This window comes from Shinella sp. M31, from assembly GCF_049199205.1.
In the GTDB taxonomy this organism is placed as follows: Bacteria; Pseudomonadota; Alphaproteobacteria; order Rhizobiales; family Rhizobiaceae; genus Shinella.
On record NZ_JBLZPH010000079.1, the window covers coordinates 158187 to 173690 of the forward strand.

Genomic DNA, 15504 nt, shown 5'->3' on the forward strand with positions numbered 1-15504 from the left:
GTCGAGGATGATGACCTTCGAGCCGAAGGCGGCGGCACGCGCCACCGCGACCCCCTGGCGCTGGCCGCCCGAAAGCGTCTCCACCGCCTGGTTGATGTTCTGGATCGTCATCAGGCCGAGTTCCGACAGCTTGTCGCGGGCGAATTTTTCCATCGCCGTGCGGTCGAGCTTGCGAAACACGCTGCCCATGACGCCCGGCTTGCGCAATTCGCGGCCGAGGAACATGTTGTCGGCAATCGAGAGGGCAGGGGACAGAGCGAGGTTCTGGTACACCGTCTCGATGCCGGCTTTCTGGGCCTCGATCGGCGAGCGGAAGTTGATCGGCTGACCTTCGAGGCGGATTTCCCCCTCGTCCGGCGTGATGGCGCCGGAGATCGCCTTGATCATCGAGGATTTTCCCGCGCCGTTATCGCCGATGACGGCAAGGATTTCGCCGGGATAGAGGTCGAAATCCGCATTGTCGAGGGCGGTGACGCGGCCGTAGCGTTTTACCAGGCCACGGGCGGTGAGAATGGGTTCGAGTGCCATCAGCCTGCTACCTTTCTGATCCACTGGTCGATTGCGACTGCCGAGATGATGAGGACGCCGATCAGGAGATAGGTCCATTGCGGGTCCGTGCCGACGAGGCGCAGGCCGAGCGAGAACACACCGACGATCAACGCCCCGAAAATCATGCCGAGTATCGAGCCGCGTCCACCGAAGAGCGAGAGGCCGCCGATCACCACGGCGGTGATCGATTCGATATTGGCGAACTGGCCGGCCGTCGGCGAAACCGAGCCGATGCGGCCGATGAGCGCCCAGCCGGCCAGCGCGCAGATCAGGCCGGAGAGCGTATAGACCGAAACCAGCATGCGCTTGACGTTGACGCCGGCGAGTTCCGCCGCGTCGGGATCGTCGCCGACGGCATAGACGTGGCGGCCCCAGGCGGTCTGGTTCAGCACATACCAGAGCACGCCCACCAGAAGCACCATCGCGATGACGCCATAGGTGAAGACCGCGCCGCCGAGTTTTAGGTTGTTGCCGAAGAACTGCAGGAGCGGCGCCTGCGTGGCGAGATCCTGCGAGCGGATCGTCTCGTTGGCCGAATAGAGGAAGTTCGAGGCGAGGATGATCTGCCACATGCCGAGCGTGACGATGAAGGGCGGCAGCTTCATGCGGGCGACGAGCAGGCCGTTGATGTAGCCGCAGAGCGCGCCGCAGGCGAGGCCGCAGACGACGGACACGGCGGGCGGCAGGCCATAGCGGAAGGTGAACTGGCCCATCACGACGGAAGACAGCACCATGATGGCGCCGACCGAGAGGTCGATGCCGGCCGTCAGGATGACCAGCGTCTGGGCCGCGCCGACGATGCCGACGATCGCCACCTGCTGGAGGATCAGCGTCATGGTGAAGGCGGAAAAGAACTTTCCGCCGAGAATGGCGCCGAACACCGCCACCGACAGCACGAGCACGATGAGCGGCACGGCAGAAGGGCTGCCATGCAAGAAATGCTGGAATTTCTGAATGGGTGTCTTGTCGTTCGTATCGAAGGACGCGACCTGCGTCGAACTGCCGGTCAGTACCTTCTCGAATTCCTGCGAGGGTTGCGAACCCTGCGGGACCGTCGTTGTCTCACTCATGATCCTTTTCCTCCCCTTCCGATGCCGACCGTCGCGGCAGTGCCGGATACAATGGGTGCGTGGACGTATCGGTAGAGACGCGTTCTGCGCACCTGCCGCCTTCTTCGGGCGGCCTCCTCCGCGCAGCGGCAATACCATGCCGCTGATCGCCGGGAAGAAAGGTGCCCACGTCTCTTTGCGATTGTCAAAACAAGGGTGCGTTTATCGCGACCCGATCCGTCCATGGCGGATGGCCGGCCCGGTCGAACCGGGCCGGCGGGGGCATCAGCCCCAGCACTTGTCCTTGCCGGCCTTGGTGTCGATCGACTCGACGCCTGCTGCCGGCTTGTCCGTCACGAGGGCGACGCCCGTGTCGAAGAAGTCCTTGCCTTCGGTGGCCTTCGGCTTTTCGCCGGTGTCGGCAAACTTCTTGATCGCCTCGACGCCGAGCGATGCCATCATCAGCGGATACTGCTGCGAGGTCGCGCCGATGACACCGTCGATGACGTTCTGCACGCCCGGGCAACCGCCGTCGACCGATACGATCAGCACGTCCTTCTCCTTGCCGACAGCCTTCAGCGCTTCGTAGGCGCCGGCAGCGGCCGGTTCGTTGATGGTGTGCACGACGTTGATGGACGGGTCCTTCTGCAGGAGGTTTTCCATGGCGGTGCGGCCGCCTTCCTCGTTGCCGTTGGTTATGTCATGGCCGACGATACGCGGGTCATCCTCGTCGCCGATCTTGTTGATGTCCTTCACGTCGATGCCGAAGCCCTTCATGAAACCCTGGTCGCGCAAAACGTCGACGGAAGGCTGGGACGGCGTCAGGTCGAGGAAGGCCACCTTGGCGTCCTTGGCGGCGTCGCCGAGCGTTGCGGCGGCCCATTTGCCGATCAGCTCGCCGGCGAGCAGGTTGTCGGTGGCGAAGGTCATATCGGCGCTATCAAGCGGCTCGAGCGGCGTGTCGAGCGCGATGACGAGCAGGCCGGCGTCACGGGCCTTCTGCACCGAGGGAACGATGCCCTTGGTGTCGGACGCGGCAATCAGGATGCCCTTCGCGCCGTCGGCAATGCAGGTTTCGATCGCTGCGACCTGGCTTTCCGAGTCGCCATCCACCTTGCCGGCATAGGCCTTCAGCGTAACGCCGAGTTCCTTGGCCTTGGCTTCGGCACCTTCCTTCATCTTGACGAAGAAGGGGTTGGTGTCGGTCTTGGTGATCAGGCAGGCGGTGATGTCGGCAGCGGCAGCCGGCGAAGAGAAGGCCACGCCGAGCGCGAGGGCGCCGAGAGCGGCGGAAATGATCGATTTCTTCATCTGTATCCTCCCAAGGACAAAACGGGATGCGCTCCTCTCCTGGAGCCATCCGGTCGCAAGGGGCCGTGCGGCTCCTCCGCCAGCCGACCCTGCTTCCGAGCCTGAGAAAAACATCAAAAGAAAAGCCTGTCAATAAATAAATCGAATTGAATTATTAATTCGATGTGGCATGCTCTGATCAGGATGGGGCGCAGACCCCGGATGGCACATTTCCGATGGAAGAGCGGAAAGACAGCCGATAAGAGGACCTGAAGGGATGCATCGCATCCTGAAGGGCACGGGAGGAGACGATGAGCAAACATGCCGCGACGGCGTCCGCCGCGCCGGCCGAAATCCTCGATCCCAGCGGCGGTGCCAATCAGGTGCGTGTGCGCGCCTATAACGAGCGCCTTGTCATGTCGCTGGTGCGCCGGCACGGCAGCCTCTCCAAGGCCGATATCGCACGGCGCAGCGGCCTTTCGGCCCAGACCGTCACCGTGATCATGCGCGCGCTGGAGGCCGAAGGTCTCCTGATGCGCGGCGAGCCGATGCGCGGCAAGGTCGGGCAGCCCTCCGTGCCGATGCGGCTCAATCCGGATGCGGTCTATTCGCTCGGTCTCAAGATCGGGCGCCGCAGCGCCGATATCGTCTTGATGGATTTCGTCGGCGGCATACGCCGGCAGGTGCGGCTGACCTTTCCCTATCCCATGCCCGGTTCGCTGCTGGCCTTCGTCGAGAATGGGCTGGCGGAGCTCGAAGCGTCGATCACGCCGGAGGAGCGCGCCCGCATCGCCGGCTTCGGCGTCGCCGCCCCCTTCGAATTGTGGAGCTGGGCAAGCGAGGTGGGTGCCCCGCAGGCCGACATGGACCAGTGGCGCGGCGTCGATCTGGAGGCCGAGATCGCCAAGCGCGTGCCCTATCCCGTGACCTTGCAGAACGACGCCACCAGCGCCTGCGCCGCCGAACTGGTCTTCGGGCTTGGCCCGCAATATCCCGATTTCCTCTATCTCTTCATCGGCTCCTTCATCGGCGGCGGCGTGGTGCTGAATTCCGCGCTCTTCACCGGCCGCACCGGCACCGCCGGCGCCATCGGTCCGCTGCCCGTGCAGGGCCGCAACGGCGAGACGGTGCAGCTCCTGAAGATCGCCTCGATCTACCGGCTGGAAAATCTGCTGCGCGAACACGGCATCGATCCGAAACCCGTCTGGTATTCGCCCGACGACTGGGTGGATTTCGGTCCACCCTTGCAGATCTGGATCGACGATATGGCGGCGGCACTCGCCCAAGCCGTCGTCGCCTCCGCCTCGGTCATCGACTTCTCGGCCGTCGTCATCGACGGCGGTTTTCCCGCCTGGGTGCGTGAACGCGTCGTCGCCGCCACGCAGGCCGCCGTCGCCCGGCTCGACCTGCAGGGCGTCACCATGCCCGAGATCGTCGAGGGCGCGGTCGGCAGCCGGGCACGCTCGGTCGGCGGCGCCAGCCTGCCGCTGTTCTCCCGCTATCTTCCGGACCATAACGTCCTCTTCAAGGAGCTTGCCTGAATGTTGAAAGGTATCGACCCCATCCTGAGCCCCGAGCTCCTGTCGACGCTGCGCGCCATGGGCCACGGTGACGAGATCGCCATCGTCGACGGCAATTATCCCGGTGTCGAACATGCCCGCCGCCTCGTCCGCCTCGATGGCGTCGCGCTCATCCCCGCCATCAACGCCGTGCTCTCGGTCATGCCCATCGACGATTTCGTCGAGGAGGCGATCTTCCGCTCGACCTTCCGCCAGGAGCGCGACACGCTGGAGCCCGTCCACCACGAGATCATCGCCTGCTGCGCCCGCCACGAGCCGGATCGCCCGGTCGTGCCGCTGGTCGGCGCCGATTTCTACAACCGCGTGCGCGCCGCCCATACGCTGGTGCAGACCAGCGAGCCGCGGCTCTATGCCAACGTGATCTTGCGCAAGGGCGTGATCTATCCCTGAGCCTGTTCCGTCAGGAACAGCGGCGCGCGCAGGGATATGAGACCTTCAGATCACCGGATGAGAGAGGCTCATCCTTAACCGATCAGGAGAGACCCCATGCGCAAGTTCATCGTTTCCGCCACCGTTGCCCTCGTCGCCGCCGTCTCGTTCGCGGCCCCCTCGCAGGCCGGCTACTACAGCTACGATTACCAGCCCACTTGCTTCATCAAGAAGATCAAGTCCTACGACTACTACGGCAATGTGGTCATCAAGCGCATCAAGGTCTGCCGCTGATTTCGTCCTTTCATCGATCCTCCCCGCCTGACCCGGCTCGAAAGAGCCGGGTTCTTTCTGTTTCAGCCCTTGAACGAAGCAAAAGGGCATGATTGTCTCGCGCGACGTCGAAAGGGAGTATCGCATGCGGGTTCTGGTGGTGGAAAACGACAAGGTAACGCTGCTCGGGCAGATCGGCGTGGCGCTTGAGGAAGCGGGTGCTGAACTCGACATCTGCCGCCCCCATGCCGGCGATGCCATCCCCGCCGACGAGACCGGTCATGACGCGATCGTGGTCATGGGTGGTCCGCAGAATGCCCTCGACGACGAAAACCACGTCTATCTGCCGAATCTCGCCGCCCTGATGCGCCGCTTCGGCGATGCCGACAAATCCGTGCTCGGCGTCTGCCTCGGCAGCCAGCTGCTGGCGCGGGCCTATGGTGCGGAGAACCTGATCGGCACCCATCCGGAATTCGGCTGGTGCCAGGTGGCGCTCACCAGCGAGGGCGGCGGCGATCCCGTGCTCTCCGCCGCCGCCGGCACTTTTCCGATCTTCGAATGGCACAGCGATTCCTTCACGCTGCCCGAGGGCGCGGTTCGCCTTGCCGGCAATGCCGCCGCCGAAAACCAGGCTTTCCGCCTCGGCCGCGCCATCTACGGCACCCAGTTCCATTTCGAGGCGAGCCGTCCGGTCGTCGACGAATGGGTCGAGACCTTCCCGGACCTGATTCGGAGCACCGCCCCCGAATGGTATGCGCGGCGTGACGCCCTTGCCGCCGAATACGGTCCGGCCGCCGACGCCACCGGCCTTGCCTTGGCCCGCGCCTGGGTGGCGACGATTGGCGCGGCGCAAGCGCGCCGCGTCGCCTAGAAACCGGCAATCGCTGCCGCGAACCGTCTTGCGGCCGCCTCCAGCACATCAGGCGCGAAGCCAGAGAAGCCGATCACCAGGCCCTGTCGCGGCGCTTGGGTGACGGCCATGGCCGAGAGCGCCCTGACCCCCAGCCCCGCCTGACGGGCGATCTCGACCGCTTCCGTATCGGCAAGCGAGGCCGGCAGCGCCGCGACGAGGTGCAGGCCCTGGTCCGGCACATCGACGGAGAGGTTCTGCGCCGTTGAAAGCCCGGCCACCAGGGCATCCCGTGCGGCCTGTGCCTGCCGTCTTGCCCGCCTCAGATGCGCTGAGAAATGGCCTTCGCGGATGAGGTCGGTCAGCGCGGCCTCGGCGAGCGTCGGCGGGCTGCGGTCGGTGCGGATGCGCAGCGCGATGACCCGGTCGAGCAGCGCGTCGGGGATCACCGCGTAACCGAGGCGAAGACCCGGAAACAGCACCTTGGAGAAGGTGCCGAGATAGATCACGCGGCCGCTGTCATCCATGCCCTGCATGGCGGCGAGCCGCCGGCGCATGCTCATCGCCACGCCGAGCGGGAACTGGTGCGAGGGCGTGACATAGACCGCCTTCGCCCCCGGAGCGGCCTCACCGATATCCGCCCCCTCTTCGTCGACCGGCAGGCCTGTGAGAACAAGCCCTGCACCGGCAAGCGCGGCACGGGCGCTCGGATAACAAGGATCCTCGATCATCACCCGGTCGCCGGGGGCAAGCGCGCTGCGGATGACGAGGTCGATGCCCTGCTGGATGCCTGTCGTAATCATGATCGAGCGCGCCTCGCAGCGCACGCCGCGTGCCTGCCGCAGATAGGCGGCGATGGCCTGTCTTAACGCGTCGCCGCCGCGCGGATCGCCATAGAAAAAATGCTCCGGGCCGGGGCGGGCGAGGTGGCGCGACAGGAGCGTGCGGAACAGGCCGAGCGTGCGGGCATCCGCCATCGCCACGCCGAGCGTACCCGGCAGCGGCATTTTTGGCGCGACACTCTCCGATGGAGCGGGTGCCGTGGGCCTCACCGTCGGCACGCGGCCGGCAACGAAGGTGCCGGCGCCGGTGCGCGCCTCGGCATAGCCCTCGACGATCAGCATTTCGAAGGCCGCGACCACGCTACCGCGGGCAGTTTTCAACCGAGCGGCAAGATCGCGCGACGGCGGCAGCTTGGCGCCGGGCGGAATGTCGCCCGCCTCGATCAGCCTCCGCAGTTCCCGGTAGAGTGCAGGTGTGCGCTTCCCCGTCGCCGGCAAGACGGGAATGAGCGCGGACCAATCCGGCATATTGGTCCTAATATTTTGCGCTGAATTGGTGCTTTTTCGATCCAATGGCATGGCGCACCATGGCTGCACCCCGTTTGAAAGGCAAGACCCGCATGACCGCCGAGACCGAAACCGCTTCCTATCCCGTCACCCCACGCAACCGCGTCAAGCGCATGCACGAGCGTGGCAGCTACGACCGCGCGGCGGTCCATGCCATTCTCGATGCGGCCATGCTCTGTCATGTCGCCTATGTCATCGACGGCCAGCCCTATGCCACGCCGGCGCTGTTCTGGCGCAGGGGCGACACGCTCTACTGGCACGGCTCCTCGGCGAGCCGCATGCTGCGCCACTTGAAGGCCGGCACGCCTGCCTGCCTCACCGTCGCCCATCTCGACGGCCTCGTACTGGCCCGCTCCGGCTTCAACCATTCGGCCAATTACCGCTCCGCCATGTGCTTCGGCACGGCGCGGCTTGTCGAGGACGAGGCGGAGAAGATCGAGGCGATGCGTGACGTCGTCGACCGCTTCTATCCCGAGCGTAGCGCGCTCCTGCGCCCCATCACGCCGCAGGAGGCCAAGGCCACGACGGTCATCGCCATGGTGATCGACGATGCCGCTGCAAAAGTCCGCGCCAAGGGCGTCGGCGACGACGAGGCGGATTTCGCCTTGCCGATCTGGGCCGGCGTCATCCCCGTCGCGACCGTGCTCGGGGAGGTGCAGGTCTGTCACCGGCTGGTCGGGGGCGTCGACAGGCCGGAAACGCTGTCGATTTTCTCCGAAGGCGGCCGGCTCGATACGGCGCTTCTGGAAGGTCAGCGGATCTACGAGAAAGCTTGAGGCGTCTCCACAGAGAGGGGTCTAGGCGGCGGATGTTCCGTCGTGGGTCAGGGCCCCTCCCGGTTTGGCGCCCATTCCAGCCGCTTGTAATCGAAGCCGTATTCCAGCGTGGGTTTGACGATCTCGAAATAGGGCGAGAGGTCGAAGTCGCGCGGGGTGTAGAGCGAGTGGTGGCGGATGTGCAAGATCTCTTCGCGCGAATAGGTCGAGGTGGCGGCGGCGTGGCCGGGCGCGCGCGTCACGTCGGGCAGGATCGGGTAGCGGATGTGCTCGAAGGCTTCGGCAATCAGCGTCGAGCAGATCGCCCGCGTCGGATCGCCCGAGCCGAAGGCGATCATGCGGCGGCGCCAGCGCACCGGGATGGGCGGCGTCGGCAGGAAATAGCGCAGCATATCGGTGATGTTCTTCAGGTCGTATTTCAGCCCGAGGCGCGAGACCATGAAGGAGACCAGCATGTCGCGATCGTCGGGCGTCAGGCCGACCGGGCGGCAGATGCGCGTGTTGTAGGTGCGATACTTGGTGAGCGGCACGGCGACGCATCCCTCCCCGAGATTGACCTCGATGAGCTGCGGCCGCTCGGTGGCCGGCAAAGCCGCCTGCTCCAGCGTCAACGGCACCTGATCGCCGACGAAGAGCGCGGCATGCGACCAGGTCGATTGCGTCAGATATTTGATGGCCGCCGAGACTTTCTGATTGCCCTCGACGAGCAGGATGTCGCCGGGCCGCAGCGTGCGCGCCAACGTTTCCGGGTCGGAGGGGGTATAGGGTTCGTAGCCGGAGGTCTGGCTTTGCAGCCGGTCGGCGAGTTTTCGGCCGAGGCGGTCCATCAGCGTGTCGCGGCTTGCGGAAAGCGGCCTCAGTGCGGCGGTCACGTCTCATCCCTTGCAGTCTTATCGGCCACCACTCTAGCCCTGCGCGCGACATCCTGTCGAGGTTGACGAAACGCCGCCGCATCCTATACTTAGAATAATTCTAAACTGGATTCTCAAAGATGTTCTCCCGTCTTCTCGGCCCCGGTAAACGCAGCCTCGAATCCTTGAGCGAACAGGAAATCCTGGCGCTTGCCATCTCTTCGGAAGAGGACGACGGGCGCATCTACCTCGCCTATGCGGATGCGCTGCGCGACGCCTATCCCAACTCCGCCCGTGTCTTCGAGGAGATGGCGGCCGAGGAGAGTCATCATCGCCAGATGCTGATCGACCGGCATATCGCGCGCTTCGGCGATCGCATTCCGCTGGTGCGGCGCGAATTCGTGCGGGATTTTCCCGAGCGCAAGCCGGACTGGCTGATCGGCAACATGCCGCTGGAAAGCATCCGGGCGCAGGCCGAGGCCATGGAGGAGGCGGCGCACCGTTTCTACCTGACGGCGGCGGCGCGCACGCAGGATGCCGCGACGCGAAAACTGCTCGGCGATCTGGCGCTGGCGGAGAAATCACACGAATCGCTTGCCCGGCGGCTCGGCGAGGAGCACACGCCTGTCGATGTGAGAGAAGAAGAGGACCAGACGGCGCGGCGGCAATTCGTGCTGACCTATGTGCAGCCCGGCCTTGCCGGCCTGATGGACGGCTCGGTCTCGACGCTGGCGCCGATCTTCGCGGCGGCCTTCGCCACGCAGGATACCTGGCAGACTTTTCTCGTCGGCCTGTCGGCCTCGGTCGGTGCGGGCATCTCGATGGGCTTCACGGAAGCCGCCCATGACGACGGCAAACTCTCCGGCCGCGGCTCGCCGGTCAAGCGTGGCCTTGCCTCCGGTATCATGACAGCGCTCGGCGGGCTTGGCCACGCGCTGCCCTATCTCATTCCGAATTTCATGCTGGCGACGACCATCGCCGTCTTCGTCGTGTTCGTGGAGCTGTGGGCGATCGCCTTCATCCAGAACCGCTACATGGAGACGCCGTTCTGGCGTGCGGCGATGCAGGTCGTGCTGGGCGGCAGCCTCGTGCTAGCGGCCGGCGTGCTCATCGGCAATGCGTGATCAATGCCCGGCCGGGCGATTCATGTCGCGCACGACCCAGCGGAAGAAAAGATAGATGCCGAAGCCCATGGCGGCGACGGGAATGAGATTGGCAAGTGATTCCATTTCGACCTCGTAGTCCCTCCTGAGGAGGGGATTAAGGTCTTGCTAACCAATCCGCAATGCAGTTGCCGATGACAGTGCGTTCACAAATTACGACCATCCCTCACGAAATGGAAAACGGGGCGTTGCCGCCCCGTTTCGGTCTTGATCAGGCGCGCAGCGTACCGCCGGTCGTTTTCACGACATTGCCGACGATCTTGCCGGTCAGCGCCTCGAAATCCTCGTCGGTCAGCGTCTTGTCGATGGGCTGAATGACGACTTCGATGGCGATCGACTTCTTGCCGTCGCCGACCGATGCGCCCTCGAACACGTCGAAGACGTTGACGGCGGAGATCAGCTTGCGGTCCGCGGCCGTGGCAGCCCGCACGATGGCGCCGGCTTCCACCGTCTTGTCGACGACGAAGGCGAAGTCGCGCTTGACGGCCTGGAACGGCGAAAGGTCGAGCGCCGGCTTGGTGCGGGTCGCCTTCTTCTTCGGTTCCGGCATGGCGTCGATGAAGATCTCGAAGCCGCAAAGCGCGCCGGACACGTCGAGCGCGCCGAGCGCCTTCGGGTGGAACTCACCGAAATAGCCGAGAACGATCTTCGGCCCCATCTTGATCGTGCCGGAGCGGCCCGGATGATACCAGGCCGGCGCACCGGGCTCGATCTGCACATTGCCCATCGGCAGGCCGCAGGCCTCGATCACGGCAAGCGCATCGGCCTTGGCGTCATAGACATCGACCGGCTTTCCGCCGCCCTTGGCGGCATTCGACCAGAGGCGGCCGGCGCCGGCAAGCGTTGCCGTGCCGCGGCGCACCCCGCCGGCCACGCGGCGCTGGCCCTCGGGCCGGTCGTTCTCATAGGTGCCGGAGACCTCGAACAGCGCAACGTCGCCATAGCCCTTGTCGGCATTGCGCTGGGCGGCTGCGAGCAGGCCCGGCAGCAGAGAAGGGCGCATGTCGGACATGTCGGCCGCGATCGGGTTCGATAGCGCCAGCGACGGCGCGCCGCCGCCGAACAGCTCGGCATGGGCCTTCGGGATGAAGGACCAGGTGATGGCTTCCAGCATGCCGCGCGCGGCGAGCGCCCGCTTGGCAAGGCGCGAGCGGATCTGCAGCGTCGTCAGGATGCGGCCGTTGACCGAACCGTGGCTTTCGAGCGGGGCCGGCTTGATGTTGTCGACGCCATGGATGCGCATGACCTCTTCGACGAGGTCAGCCTTGCCGTCAACGTCAGGACGCCACGAGGGAACCGCGACCGAGACGCGCTCGCCGGAGCCTGTGACGGTGAAACCGAGGCGGGTCAGGATGTTGGCGCTTTCGGCTTCCGAGACATCGAGGCCCGTCAGGCGCTTCACTTCCGAGAAGGGGAAATCGACAACCTTGGCGGTGTAGCCCTTGTAGCCGATGACGTCCGTCTTGGCCGGCGTACCGCCGCAGAGTTCGAGCACCAGTTCGGTGGCGCGCTCGAGGCCGAGCACCATATATTCCGGATCCACGCCGCGCTCGAAGCGGTAGCGCGCATCGGTGATGATGCCATGCGAACGGCCGGTCTTGGCGATGTTCATCGGGTCCCAGAGGGCCGATTCGATCAGCACGTCGACGGTGTTTTCGTCGCAGCCCGAATGTTCGCCGCCCATGATGCCGCCGATGGATTCGACGCCATTGTCGTCGGCGATGACGACGTTGGACGGGTTCAGCGTGTATTCGCGCGTGTCGAGCGCCAGCACCTTCTCACCCTCGGCCGCGCGTCGCACGACGAGGTCGCCCTTCACCTTGGCCGCGTCGAAGACGTGCAGCGGACGGCCCTGGTCGAACGTCATGTAGTTGGTGATGTCGACGAGCGCGTTGATCGGGCGAAGGCCGATCGCCAGCAGCCGCTGCTGCATCCAGCGCGGGCTCGGGCCGTTCTTCACGCCGCGCACGAGGCGCAGCGCAAAACCGGGGCACAGATGATCGTCGCCGCCAAGCTCCAGCTTCACCTTGACGGGCGTCTCGCCTTCGACCTGGAAGGACGGGGCCTTGCGTGTCTTCAGCGTGCCGAGGCCGGAAGCGGCGAGATCGCGGGCGATGCCGTAGATGCTCGTGCAGTCCGGACGGTTCGGCGTCAGGTTGATCTCGATGACCGGGTCGTCGAGGCCAGCATAGCCGGCATAGCTCTGGCCGACAGGCGCATCGGCCGGAAGCTCAATGATGCCGTCATGATTGTCGGAGATTTCGAGTTCCTTCTCCGAGCACATCATGCCGCGGCTTTCGACGCCGCGGATGTTGCCAACCGAAAGCGTGACATCAATGCCGGGCACATAGGTGCCGGGGGCGGCGAAGGCGCCGATAAGGCCGGCACGCGCATTCGGCGCGCCGCAGACGACCTGGATCGGGTCGCCCTTGCCGGTATCGACCATCAGGACGCGCAGCTTGTCGGCATTCGGGTGCTGTTCGGCCGAGACGACCTTGGCGATGACGAAGGGCTTGAAGGCCGCCTTGTCGTCGACGTCTTCCACTTCAAGGCCGATCGCCGTCAGCTTCGCGCAGATCTCGTCGAGCGAAGCATCGGTGTCGAGGTGGTCCTTCAGCCAGGAGAGCGTGAATTTCATGATTTTTCTCCTTGGATGCCGTTACGCGCTGAGGCCGCCGAACAAAGTCGGCATGTCGAGCGGGCGGAAACCGTAATGGCTCAGCCAGCGGACGTCGGCGTTGAAGAAGTCGCGCAGATCCGGCATGCCGTATTTCAGCATGGCGATGCGGTCGAGGCCCATGCCCCAGGCAAAGCCCTGGTATTCGTCGGGGTCGAGACCGCCGGCGCGCAGCACGTTGGGGTGGACCATGCCGCAGCCCAGGATTTCCATCCAGTCGGTGCCTTCGCCGAACTTGACGATCGGGCCAGACGAGCGGTCGCACTGGATATCGACCTCGAAGGACGGCTCGGTGAAGGGGAAGAAGGACGGGCGGAAGCGCATGGTGACGCTGTCGACCTCGAAGAAGGCCTTGCAGAACTCTTCCAGCACCCAGCGCATGTTGGCGACATTGGCTTGTCTGTCGACCACGAGGCCTTCGACCTGGTGGAACATCGGCGAATGGGTCGCGTCGCTGTCCTGGCGATAGGTCTTGCCGGGGATGATGATGCGGATCGGCGGCTTCTGCGCTTCCATCGTGCGGATCTGCACGGGCGAGGTGTGCGTGCGCAGCACCTTGCGGTCGCCGTTCTCGTCCGCCGGGAAGAAGAACGTGTCGTGCATTTCGCGGGCCGGGTGGCCCTCGGGGAAGTTCAGCGCCGTGAAGTTATAGTAATCGGTCTCGACATCGGGACCTTCCGCGATCGAGAAGCCCATATCGGCGAAGATCGCGGTAATCTCGTCGACGATCTGGCTGATCGGATGGATGCGGCCACGCTCGGCCGGCGAGGAGCGCACCGGCAGGCTGACATCCACTGTCTCGGCCTTGAGGCGGGCGTCGATGGCGGCATCGCGCAGCGCAGTCTTGCGCTCGGTGATGGCGTCCGTCACGCGCGTCTTCAGTGCGTTGATCGCCGCACCGCGCGTCTGGCGCTCTTCCGGCGACATGGTGCCGAGCGTCTTCAGGAGCTCCGAGACGGAGCCCTTTTTGCCGAGTGCGGAGACGCGCACGGCTTCGATCGCCGCCTCGTCGGAGGCTGCGGCAACGTCGGCGAGGAGCTGCTGTTCCAAAGTGTCGAGTTCAGTCATCTTTACCTGCTTTGCTTGCGTCGGCCGGGCGGGGAGCGTTCAGGAGAACCTCGGATAGGTAGCCAGTTGCGGCGAGGAAGCGCCGGAGATCACTACCCATGTGCACGCGCCCGATCAATCGGGTTGGCGACAAAAACTTGCCGAGGAACCGGAGCATTTTCACCAGTTCATCGTCGATCCCGGCCGGCGCGGCACGGCGCCAGGCGGCAAAGGCGCGATCGGCGGTCTCGCGACCGAAGAGCGCGCGGTCGGCGATCTGCAGGAAGAGCAGCCAGAGGTCGCGCGCCTGCGCCGTCGCAAGCGGCATGGCCGCCTCCGGCTCCTCCTCGAAATCCATGAAGCCGATCGCCTCGCCTGCGATGAAGAAATCGCGCGGATGCGGCCGTCCGTGACAGAGGCCCTTGCCATGCAGCGCGCCGAGATGGGCAGCGCAAGCCACGAGCAGATCGTCATGGGCGGCGGGATCGGTCGCGGCGAGCGCCTTGAGGCGGGCCGTAACCGTCGGCGCGACATCGGACAGAACGATTGCGCTGCCGGAGGAATAAAGCACGTGCGGCACCGGCACGCCGGCTTGCGCAAAGGTCTCGATGCGGCGGATTTCCCGCGCGATCATGCCCTTGCTGTCGAGCGCGGGGGAGGGGCGCAGGAACGGCTGGCCGAGCAGGCGGGACAGCCCCGTCTGCGCCTTCGTCCAGACCGGCGGGCGCTCGGTGCCGTAGCGCTTGATCCAGACGGCGCCGAAGGACAGGTCCACGCGCTCGACGCGGCGTGTTTCGCGCGTCAGCGCGGCAAGCAGCGTCTCGATGTCCCCGTCGGTCATCCGGGGGATCGTCTCAAGCATGCTGAGCTTGCCGTCCATGGTTGCGATCCTAGGGCTGCGATCCTGGTTGAAAGCAAAAACCCGCACCGGTTCCCCGGCGCGGGTTTCACAACGAAGCGAAGATTTGTTGTGAGCGCCGGTTAGTTGACGGCGGTCTCAAACTCGTTCTTCGTGCCGGCGTCCTTGAGGTATTCCAGAGCCTTCTTGGCGGCTGCGACGAGCGCGCCGAAAGCTTCGGTCTCATGGATTGCCATGTCCGACAGAACCTTGCGGTCAACTTCGATGCCAGCCTTGTTCAGGCCGTCGATGAAGCGGCCGTAGGTCAGGCCGTGCTCGCGGACGGCAGCGTTGATGCGCTGGATCCAGAGAGCGCGGAAGTTGCGCTTGTTGACCTTGCGGTCGCGGTAGGCGAACTGCTTCGAACGATCAACCGCTGCCTTGGCGGCGCGGATGGTGTTCTTGCGGCGGCCGTAGAAACCCTTGGCTGCCTTCAGCGTCTTCTTATGCTTGGCGTGGGAAGTTACGCCGCGTTTTACACGTGCCATGTCATGATCTCCTTAACGTTTCAAAAGCGCGATGAGTCTCAGAGACCGTTCGGCAGGTAGTTCTTGACCACCTTCTTGCCATCCGGCTCGGCCAGCACCATGGTGCCGCGTGCGTCGCGGATGAACTTGTTGGAACGCTTGATCATGCCGTGGCGCTTGCCGGCAGCGGCAGCGACGACCTTGCCGGTCGCGGTGATCTTGAACCGCTTCTTGGCAGACGATTTCGTCTTCATCTTGGGCATTTTGCTACTCCATTCTTCTTGAATTCGAGAGGTGCTGACGAAGGCGCCTCTCC

16 protein-coding genes are annotated in these 15504 nt (G+C 64.9%); 6 read left to right on the plus strand and 10 right to left on the minus strand.

Annotated features, from left to right (window positions below; translation table 11 throughout):
• The 3 genes from ACOZKU_RS13400 to ACOZKU_RS13410 form a co-directional block, all read right to left on the minus strand.
• A partial coding sequence (locus ACOZKU_RS13400; protein ID WP_421579299.1) for an ATP-binding cassette domain-containing protein occupies positions 1-528 on the minus strand: 528 nt, incomplete at its 3' end.
• Positions 528-1619: an ABC transporter permease gene (locus ACOZKU_RS13405; RefSeq protein WP_314090685.1), complete on the minus strand. Its 1092-nt coding sequence runs from the start codon at positions 1617-1619 to the stop codon at positions 528-530. The genes ACOZKU_RS13405 and ACOZKU_RS13400, both read right to left, overlap by 1 nt.
• A 264-nt stretch (positions 1620-1883) precedes the next feature.
• Entirely contained in the window at positions 1884-2909 is a 1026-nt protein-coding gene (locus tag ACOZKU_RS13410; protein ID WP_421579300.1) for a sugar ABC transporter substrate-binding protein, read from the minus strand.
• Positions 2910-3199: 290 nt separating this feature from the next.
• Between ACOZKU_RS13410 and ACOZKU_RS13415 the strand changes: the two genes are divergently transcribed.
• From ACOZKU_RS13415 to ACOZKU_RS13430, 4 genes are all read left to right on the plus strand, one after another.
• Positions 3200-4429 (plus strand): ROK family transcriptional regulator, encoded by a 1230-nt coding sequence (locus ACOZKU_RS13415; RefSeq protein WP_314090680.1) that lies wholly within the window; start codon positions 3200-3202, stop codon positions 4427-4429.
• On the plus strand, positions 4430-4858 hold the full coding sequence (locus tag ACOZKU_RS13420) for an RbsD/FucU family protein (protein WP_314090678.1): 429 nt from the start codon (positions 4430-4432) through the stop codon (positions 4856-4858).
• Between the two features lie 96 nt (positions 4859-4954).
• Positions 4955-5131 (plus strand): hypothetical protein, encoded by a 177-nt coding sequence (locus ACOZKU_RS13425; protein WP_244760111.1) that lies wholly within the window; start codon positions 4955-4957, stop codon positions 5129-5131.
• Between the two features lie 124 nt (positions 5132-5255).
• Positions 5256-5981: a type 1 glutamine amidotransferase gene (locus ACOZKU_RS13430; protein WP_421579301.1), complete on the plus strand. Its 726-nt coding sequence runs from the start codon at positions 5256-5258 to the stop codon at positions 5979-5981.
• Here the strand turns inward: ACOZKU_RS13430 and ACOZKU_RS13435 are convergent.
• Positions 5978-7270 carry a PLP-dependent aminotransferase family protein gene (locus ACOZKU_RS13435; protein WP_421579302.1) on the minus strand — a complete coding sequence of 431 codons (1293 nt, stop codon included), beginning with the start codon at positions 7268-7270 and terminating at the stop codon, positions 5978-5980. The genes ACOZKU_RS13430 and ACOZKU_RS13435 overlap by 4 nt on opposite strands.
• A gap of 92 nt (positions 7271-7362) precedes the next feature.
• On the opposite strand from ACOZKU_RS13435, the gene ACOZKU_RS13440 reads away from it, so the two are divergent.
• A complete protein-coding gene (locus tag ACOZKU_RS13440) occupies positions 7363-8085 on the plus strand; it encodes a pyridoxamine 5'-phosphate oxidase family protein (protein ID WP_421579303.1) in 723 nt (240 codons plus the stop codon).
• Positions 8086-8132: 47 nt separating this feature from the next.
• On the opposite strand, the gene ACOZKU_RS13445 is transcribed toward ACOZKU_RS13440, so the two are convergent.
• Positions 8133-8912 (minus strand): lipo-like protein, encoded by a 780-nt coding sequence (locus ACOZKU_RS13445; RefSeq protein WP_421579349.1) that lies wholly within the window; start codon positions 8910-8912, stop codon positions 8133-8135.
• Between the two features lie 164 nt (positions 8913-9076).
• Between ACOZKU_RS13445 and mbfA the strand changes: the two genes are divergently transcribed.
• Positions 9077-10060, plus strand: coding sequence for an iron exporter MbfA (gene mbfA / locus ACOZKU_RS13450; RefSeq protein ID WP_421579304.1), 984 nt, complete (start codon positions 9077-9079; stop codon positions 10058-10060).
• A gap of 250 nt (positions 10061-10310) precedes the next feature.
• On the opposite strand, the gene pheT is transcribed toward mbfA, so the two are convergent.
• From pheT to rpmI, 5 genes are all read right to left on the minus strand, one after another.
• The gene (pheT, locus tag ACOZKU_RS13455) at positions 10311-12737 is read right to left on the minus strand and encodes a phenylalanine--tRNA ligase subunit beta (protein ID WP_421579305.1); all 2427 of its coding nucleotides are present in this window, start codon (positions 12735-12737) and stop codon (positions 10311-10313) included.
• A 21-nt stretch (positions 12738-12758) separates the two neighbouring features.
• Positions 12759-13844, minus strand: a complete 1086-nt coding sequence (gene pheS, locus ACOZKU_RS13460) for a phenylalanine--tRNA ligase subunit alpha (protein WP_421579306.1) — start codon at positions 13842-13844, stop codon at positions 12759-12761.
• Positions 13837-14703, minus strand: a complete 867-nt coding sequence (locus tag ACOZKU_RS13465; RefSeq protein WP_421579307.1) for a serine/threonine protein phosphatase — start codon at positions 14701-14703, stop codon at positions 13837-13839. The genes pheS and ACOZKU_RS13465 overlap by 8 nt, the downstream gene beginning before the upstream one ends.
• A 101-nt stretch (positions 14704-14804) precedes the next feature.
• Positions 14805-15209, minus strand: a complete 405-nt coding sequence (gene rplT, locus ACOZKU_RS13470; RefSeq protein ID WP_117367527.1) for a 50S ribosomal protein L20 — start codon at positions 15207-15209, stop codon at positions 14805-14807.
• A gap of 38 nt (positions 15210-15247) precedes the next feature.
• Positions 15248-15451, minus strand: coding sequence for a 50S ribosomal protein L35 (rpmI, locus tag ACOZKU_RS13475; RefSeq protein ID WP_117367528.1), 204 nt, complete (start codon positions 15449-15451; stop codon positions 15248-15250).
• Positions 15452-15504 lie beyond the last annotated feature (53 nt).

Bases quoted from the DNA above. Each gene is read 5' to 3' on its own strand.
- ACOZKU_RS13405 (WP_314090685.1), bottom strand. From the start codon at position 1,619: ATGAGTGAGACAACGACGGTCCCGCAGGGTTCGCAACCCTCGCAGGAA.
- ACOZKU_RS13410 (WP_421579300.1), bottom strand. From the start codon at position 2,909: ATGAAGAAATCGATCATTTCCGCCGCTCTCGGCGCCCTCGCGCTCGGC.
- ACOZKU_RS13415 (WP_314090680.1), top strand. From the start codon at position 3,200: ATGAGCAAACATGCCGCGACGGCGTCCGCCGCGCCGGCCGAAATCCTC.
- ACOZKU_RS13420 (WP_314090678.1), top strand. From the start codon at position 4,430: ATGTTGAAAGGTATCGACCCCATCCTGAGCCCCGAGCTCCTGTCGACG.
- ACOZKU_RS13425 (WP_244760111.1), top strand. From the start codon at position 4,955: ATGCGCAAGTTCATCGTTTCCGCCACCGTTGCCCTCGTCGCCGCCGTC.
- ACOZKU_RS13430 (WP_421579301.1), top strand. From the start codon at position 5,256: ATGCGGGTTCTGGTGGTGGAAAACGACAAGGTAACGCTGCTCGGGCAG.
- ACOZKU_RS13435 (WP_421579302.1), bottom strand. From the start codon at position 7,270: ATGCCGGATTGGTCCGCGCTCATTCCCGTCTTGCCGGCGACGGGGAAG.
- ACOZKU_RS13440 (WP_421579303.1), top strand. From the start codon at position 7,363: ATGACCGCCGAGACCGAAACCGCTTCCTATCCCGTCACCCCACGCAAC.
- ACOZKU_RS13445 (WP_421579349.1), bottom strand. From the start codon at position 8,912: ATGGACCGCCTCGGCCGAAAACTCGCCGACCGGCTGCAAAGCCAGACC.
- mbfA (WP_421579304.1), top strand. From the start codon at position 9,077: ATGTTCTCCCGTCTTCTCGGCCCCGGTAAACGCAGCCTCGAATCCTTG.
- pheT (WP_421579305.1), bottom strand. From the start codon at position 12,737: ATGAAATTCACGCTCTCCTGGCTGAAGGACCACCTCGACACCGATGCT.
- pheS (WP_421579306.1), bottom strand. From the start codon at position 13,844: ATGACTGAACTCGACACTTTGGAACAGCAGCTCCTCGCCGACGTTGCC.
- ACOZKU_RS13465 (WP_421579307.1), bottom strand. From the start codon at position 14,703: ATGGACGGCAAGCTCAGCATGCTTGAGACGATCCCCCGGATGACCGAC.
- rplT (WP_117367527.1), bottom strand. From the start codon at position 15,209: ATGGCACGTGTAAAACGCGGCGTAACTTCCCACGCCAAGCATAAGAAG.
- rpmI (WP_117367528.1), bottom strand. From the start codon at position 15,451: ATGCCCAAGATGAAGACGAAATCGTCTGCCAAGAAGCGGTTCAAGATC.